Source organism: Streptomyces sp. NPDC006879 (genome assembly GCF_042869595.1).
GTDB lineage: Bacteria > Actinomycetota > Actinomycetes > Streptomycetales > Streptomycetaceae > Streptomyces.
Window position 1 is genome coordinate 1 of record NZ_JBIAGC010000086.1, and the last position, 6,420, is coordinate 6,420.

Consider the following 6,420-nt stretch of genomic DNA (forward strand, 5'->3'; position numbering starts at 1 on the left):
CAAGCAGATCCAGTACCGCCCACACCTGATCGACGGCTGCCTCGCCGGCACAGACCTGATCATGGACGGCTGACCGACAACACGAATTCAAGTTCGCAAGGTGCCTGCGTTCTCACCTGCCGGGTTGGATGAGGTCGATCGTGTGGCCGGGGTGTGACTTGTAGTAGTCGGTGGCGTGGGCGGTGTTGGTCCAGCCGGTGAGGCGGGCCAGGGCGATCGCGAGGTTGCGGAAGGTGGCCATCGCGCGGGGTGTGTTCCCGGTGCGGATCTTGGAGGCGTCCTCGGCGAGAGTGGTGTCCCGGACGTGGTGGTGGGCTTCGACGTGCCAGTGCTCGCGCACCGTCCGGGCGAGCTGGGCGTCGGTCGCGGAGAACGCGTTGTGGCTGGTCACGGCGTAGATATGCTCGATCTGGATCTTCCCGCTGTTCAGGTCGCGTCGGCGGCGGGTGACCTTGATCGCCTGGGCGGCGTGCGGGAGTCGCAGCCGGCGCGGGACCTGGACGGCTTTGAGGCGGCGGATCTCGTCACGGCCGTGTCCCTTCTCCCGGGTGGCGTGGCCGAGGGGGATCTGGTTCCAGGGCAGCGACTTGAGGAAGTGGTGCAGCTTGGGGTGGTTGTCCTTCACGATCGCGATGTAGTTGGCCTTCTTCTCCTCGATGAGGAACTGCGCGTGCGCGTGCTGGGTGTGCAGGGCGTCGAACGTGACGGTGCGGCCGGCAAGGTCGAGCGGTGCGAGAAGCGGTTTGAACTCGCTGATCTCGCCCTTCTTCCCGGCGACCTGCCGCTGGTTCAGCGTCGCGCGTTCGCCGTGGGTGACGGCCGACAGCAGGTGCACCGCCCTGGTCGCCGCGGTGCGCGAGCCGCGCAGGCTCTTGCCGTCGACGGCGACCGCGCACAGTCCTTCGTCCTGGTCGGGGCGGCTGCAGTGTGCCGCGAGCCATGCTCCCACCGCCGCGTCCACCGCGTCGCCGTCCAGACGTGCCAGGAGACGGCCGAGCGTGGTCGCTCGTGGTGCGGCCCGCAGTCCCAGGCGGTGACGGACCTCGTCGGGCAGGTAGGCGGCATGCCGCGCGACGGCGGCGAGGGTGGTGGCGCCGGCGAGTACGGCGGTCGTGCACAGTGCGAGGATCAGGCCGAGCCGGTAGCGGCGGCCCTGCCGACGGCGCGGATCGGGCAGCACGTCGAGGACGTCGGCAAGGTCCAGCAGGCGGTCGGGATCGTCGGAGATGGAGCCCGCATCGTGGTCGAGGTGGCGGGACACAGCGGTATTCAGCAAGGATGGCATCCGGAAGCGGTTTGTTGTGATGAGGCGTCAGACACCTCCATCATCACGAACCGCTTCCTTCAGTTGGTCACCTACCCGAACCCCGACAACCCGCTCTCACCCGGCAGTTCAGGACGTCTCGCAGCCCGAGAACGCACGAGCCCTGGGCTCCTTAGGTGCCTCCTTACCATCATGTTGCACGGCTAAGAAATCTCACTGAGTAGTTCAGAGTGGTCGCTGATCGGGATAGGGATGCGCTACAGGAGTTCACCGGACCGCAGGTCAGCGATCCAGCGCACCTTCGGTGCGCGCCGGGGGCGTGGTAAATCCCGTGGCGCGCGCCGGGGGTGCTTCTGTCCGCTCTGACGGGGCAGGGTGCGGGTCCGGGATGGTGGTGGGTGTTCGTTCCGGCCGAAACCGATGCCTCTGTGATGCCTGTGAGCTCGCAGGTCAGCGTGGTGCTGGGGGCCGTCCACGGGAACCGTGGAGTGTTGCTGCGAAGCACGTGCGTCAGAATTCCTGATTCACCCTGGCCCTCCCGGAACGGCATACCGACCGGGAGGGAGCGGGAGCGTGGACGTACTGCACGAACGGTGCGCTGGCCTGGACATCAGCAAGAAGGACGCCAAGGTATGCGTCCGGACCCCGAGTACGAAGCGGCGGGGACCGTTCACCAACGAGACCACGACCTGGGGTTCAACGACGAACGCCGTGCTCGCCTTGCTCGACCACCTGCTCGCCGCGAACGTGACGCTGGTGGTGATCGAGGCGACCTCGGACTACTGGAAGCCGTTCTACTACGTGCTGGCCGACGATCTGAACGTGATCCTGGTCAACGCCCGCCAGGTCAAGAACCTGCCCGGCCGCAAGACCGACGTCTCTGACGCTGCCTGGCTGGCCCAGCTCGGCGCCCACGGCCTGGTCCGCCCCTCCTTCGTGCCGCCCCAGCCCATCCGTGAACTGCGGGACCTGACCCGGGCCCGAACGACTGCCACCCGGGAACGCTCCCGGGTCGTCCAGCGCCTGGAAAAGCTGCTGGAGGACACCGGGATCAAGCTGTCCGCGGTCGCCTCCGACATCATGGGCGTCTCGGCCGGGCCATGCTCGAAGCCCTCATCCGCGGCGAAGCCGACCCGCACGTTCTCGCGGACATGGCCAAACGCAAGCTCCGGAGCAAGATTCCGGAACTCACCGAAGCCCTGACCGGACGGTTCCGCGAGCACCACGCCTTCCTGGCCCGCCTACACCTGGACCAGTACGACCAGCTCACCACGATGATCGACCAGCTCACCAGGCGGGTCGAGGAGGCGATGGCACCCTTTCGTGACGCCCTCGACCTGCTCGACACCATCCCCGGCATCAACCAGGCAACCGCCGAAGTGATCATCGCGGAGACCGGCGGGGACATGAGCCGGTTCGCCTCCGCCAAGCACCTCGCGTCCTGGGCCGGAGTCTGCCCCGGCCACCACGAGTCCGCCGGCCGCACCAAGAACACGAAAGTCCGGCCCGGCAACCCCTACCTCAAAGGCGCCGCGTTCGGCGCGGCCAGAACCAAGGACACCTACCTCGCCGCCCGCTACAAGCGGTTGACCGCCCGCCGCGGCCCGCTCAGGGCACTGGTCGCCATCGAACACTCGATCATCACCGCGATCTGGCACATGCTCACCGACCACAAGCCCTACCACGAACTCGGCGGCACCTACTTCACCCAACGCGACCCCGAACGCGCCACCCGCCGCGCGATCACCCAGCTCAACCAGCTCGGCTACACCGTCACCCTCAACCCGATGGAGCACGCAGCCTGACCCAGCAGCGACCAGCCACCCGGCAGCCACAACGGCCACCGGGCACCCAGCCCTGCCCACACCCACCCTGACCTGCTGCAATCTACACGTCAGAGGACCCGGACCGCGCCCGTGGCCGGGTAGCCGGACAGGTCCTGGATGACGACGTCCTTGCTCGGGTTGGCCGCGTCCAGGTACTTGCCGTGCCCGATGTAGACGCCGACGTGGTACGCCGAGCCCGCGGCGCCCCAGTAGAGGATGTCGCCGACCTGGAGGTTGGAGGTGCCGACCTGGGTGCCGGCGACCGACTGGTCCTGGGAGACGCGGGGCAGGTCGATGCCGACCTGGCGGAAGGCGGCCTGGACCAGGCTGGAGCAGTCCCAGGCGTTGGGGCCCGAGGCGCCCATGACGTAGGCGTCGCCGAGCTGGGCCTTGAGGAAGGCCACGACGGTGCCGGCGGAGCCGCTCGCCGGGGCGGAGGCGGTCTGGGAGGACGGGGCGGAGGCGGTGCTCGCGGTCGTGGAGAGCGTGGTGCGCTCGGTGCTGCGGCTGGCGCGCTTCTGGGAGGCCGCAGCCTCGGCGGCCTCGGCGCGGGCCTTCTCCTCGGCCTTCTTCTTCGCCTCGGCCTTGGCCTTGGCCTTCTTCTTCGCCTCGGCCTCGGCCTCGGCCTCCTTGGACGCCTTGAGGGCGGCGGCGTCCTCCTGGGCCTGGAGCTCGGCGTCGAGCGCGATCTCCTGGGTGGCGGCGGCCGTCTGGGCGACGTGGGCCGAGAGGTCCGCCGAGGTGAGGACCGGCATCTCGATGGTCTCGGTCACCGGCTCGGCGTGGACCGGACCGGAGGCGCCGGCCACGGCGATGGTGCTGAGCAAGGCACCGGCAACTCCGGCGCGGAGCGCGATGCGCGAGCCGCCGCGGGGCTTCCGGTGGCTGGGTATGTGAGCGGTGTGGGACATGGACACCACCGTTATCAGGGCCCGATGGTTCCCTTCAAGAAACGTGGGCTGCACCACAGTTGCCACCGGAACCGGTGAATCCGTCCCCGGTGGCCCTTTATTGACGCCGTGTCGGGCAAATCAGGCAAGTGTTACTGAGTCCGCGATCACGAGCTTTGAATAAAAGGTCCGAATTGCTGGACGCTTACCACCGCTTCAGACTGATGGCCAAGCCCGCTTTTCTCGACCCTTCGGTCGAGTGGCTCAGATCACAGAATGGTCAGTGCTGGGGTGTCGAATCCGCTCGTGAACCGGTGCGTGTGCTCTCGCATCAGCAGCTGCATCCGTTTGCGGGCCTCGGCAGCTCGACCGACTCACCCGACACTGCTGCGAGCCTGGTGCCCTCGTTGGAGTCGGCGCGGCGCAGCCACTTCAACAGTGTGATCGGGTGGACGCCTAACCTCGCCGTTTCAGTTGGTGCTGCTGGGCGGCTGAGCGAGGTTGTTTGAGGCAGTGCCGGTCGGTGGACATAGTGAGGGCCCGACGCGGGGTCGGGTTCTCCGAGGTCCTTGAGTCGAGGGTGGGCGGGGACGGCGAGTCAGCTGGCGGGGCGGGGCAGTGCGGCCAGGCGGTGGAATGCGGCCGCGAGTTCATGTCGCCAGGGCCAGGTCGCTGATATTCGCAAGCGCAGGCGTCGGCCGCCGCGGGTGAGGCGGGCGGCGACGTGCAGGATCCGGTAGCGGAGTTTCTTGGGTTCGGCAGCCGCGAGTTCGCCGTCCAGCAGGAGGACACGGGTCCAGGCGAGGAGGTCGATCGCCGCGAGGCTGAGTTCGAGCCAGGCAGCGTTGATCGGGAAGCGGCGGGAGGGGAAGCGGCCGAAGCCGGTGGTCTTGCCGCACCGGATGTGGTCCTCGACGGTGGCGTGTCCGCGGTGGCGGACCTCAAGGAACTGGGCGGTGCCGGCGCCGGTGATGGGTGTGTCGGTGAGGAAGACCTGGTGCCGCAGGCCCTCGTCCTGGTCGAACAGCGAGAGCTGGGCTCCGGGGTGGGGACGTTCGCGGCGGACGATGATGCGGGTGCCGGCCGCGTAGCCGGCAAGGTCGGCCATGCCGGTCAGTTCGGCGACCTCGGCGGACTCGCGGAGGGTGCCGTCCTGGTCCAGGGCGGGTGCCAGACCTGCTTGGGCAGGGCCCGGATCGCGCGGCGGACCGGCTCGGTGATGGCGTATCCGACCGAGAAGAAGGTGCGGATTCCGCGTGCTCGCAGGTCTCGGACGTGGGTGAGGAAGGCTTTCGCGGATCCGGCGCTGTCGGTGCGGACGAGGATGTCGGTGCCGTGCCGGTGGGCGTCGGGGATCTGTGCGAGAGCGTCGTCTAGTACCGCGATGTGATCGGCGGCGGTATTGGCTCCGGCGTTCCCGGGACGAAGGCGCCCGGACATGCCCTCGCCGGTGTTGGCCAGGAAACACAGCAGGGGGTGGAAGCCGAAGCCGCCTTTATAGGTGGGTGCGGCCTGGTCCTTCTCGGAGTGGCAGGTGATCAGCGTGGCGTCGATGTCCAGGACCAGGCCGGGCACTTCCCGTCCACCGGCTTTCGCCGTCGGTATGCCGGAGCGGGTCTCGGATGCCTGCAGCCAGGCCACTTCCCGGGCCAGAGCGCGGGCCGACCGCAGACGGTCCAGTACGTGTTCGTCGACGGCGGCCAGCAGGCGCCAGGCGGTCGGTGTCGAGGCGACGGGGCCGAACACCTCGCCCTGGTCGCGCAGCACCGCCAGATCCGTGATGGCCTCGCCGCCATCAGCCAGCATCACCGCGAGGTCGGTGGCGATCCGTCCTGGGTCATGACCAGTTCCGCGTGGCCGAAGCGATCCCAGCGCGGTGGAATACGCGCTGGTCAGCCCGGTGGCATCGGCGAGATCAGCCAGCAGCCGTGCCCCCGCGTGGCCCACCACCCCCGCACCGTCGGTGGAGACATGGAGCTTGGGGCGCGAACCGATACCCTGCACGCAGAAAGTGCCTTCCACTTGGATCGACAGAACCCCTCGACAAGGTTCATCGTTCCAGCTCAGAAGGCACTTTCGCGTTCCCGGCCAGCAACCAGTCTCACGCCAAGTGAAACGGCGAGGCTAAGTCGGCGGCGATCTGCTCCAGCGTGACGCCGGGCTCGCGGTACGCACGACCCGTACGACGTCTCGCGGAACTCCTTGGGATACGGCTTGGACTGCAACATCCCTCCAGGCCGCCTCTCAGCAAGCCAGGCCTGTGCCACCCAATCCTGCAGCAGTCCCCCACCTTCGAGTCCCGGCGGCTCCTCCGCGAGCTCCGCTGCTCGAGCACCGGCATCACGGGGAGTGTCCAATCAACGGCTGATCTTGGTTGTTGAGGTTCAGTGGCTGGTGGTGGGGGTGAGGCGGCCTTCGAAGGCGATCTGGAAGGCGTTGA

The 6,420-nt window shown here is 68.2% G+C and carries 2 protein-coding genes and 2 pseudogenes; 1 reads left to right on the plus strand and 3 read right to left on the minus strand.

Going from position 1 to position 6,420, the window contains the following annotated elements; all coding sequences use genetic code 11:
• Positions 1-112: 112 nt before the first annotated feature.
• Positions 113-1,276, minus strand: a complete 1,164-nt coding sequence (locus tag ACFYMC_RS29430) for an ISAs1 family transposase (protein WP_388531119.1) — start codon at positions 1,274-1,276, stop codon at positions 113-115.
• A gap of 561 nt (positions 1,277-1,837) precedes the next feature.
• Here ACFYMC_RS29430 and ACFYMC_RS29435 point away from each other — a divergent pair.
• Positions 1,838-3,069 (plus strand): annotated as a pseudogene (locus ACFYMC_RS29435) (IS110 family transposase).
• An 89-nt stretch (positions 3,070-3,158) separates the two neighbouring features.
• On the opposite strand, the gene ACFYMC_RS29440 reads toward ACFYMC_RS29435, so the two are convergent.
• Together ACFYMC_RS29440 and ACFYMC_RS29445 are read right to left on the minus strand one after the other, a co-directional pair.
• Positions 3,159-4,001 (minus strand): C40 family peptidase, encoded by an 843-nt coding sequence (locus tag ACFYMC_RS29440; RefSeq protein WP_388531122.1) that lies wholly within the window; start codon positions 3,999-4,001, stop codon positions 3,159-3,161.
• A 577-nt stretch (positions 4,002-4,578) separates the two neighbouring features.
• A pseudogene (locus ACFYMC_RS29445) lies at positions 4,579-6,002 on the minus strand (IS1380 family transposase).
• Between the last annotated feature and the right edge of the window lie 418 nt (positions 6,003-6,420).

Coding starts and splice junctions, on each gene's coding strand:
- ACFYMC_RS29440 (WP_388531122.1), bottom strand. CDS start 4,001: ATGTCCCACACCGCTCACATACCCAGCCACCGGAAGCCCCGCGGCGGC.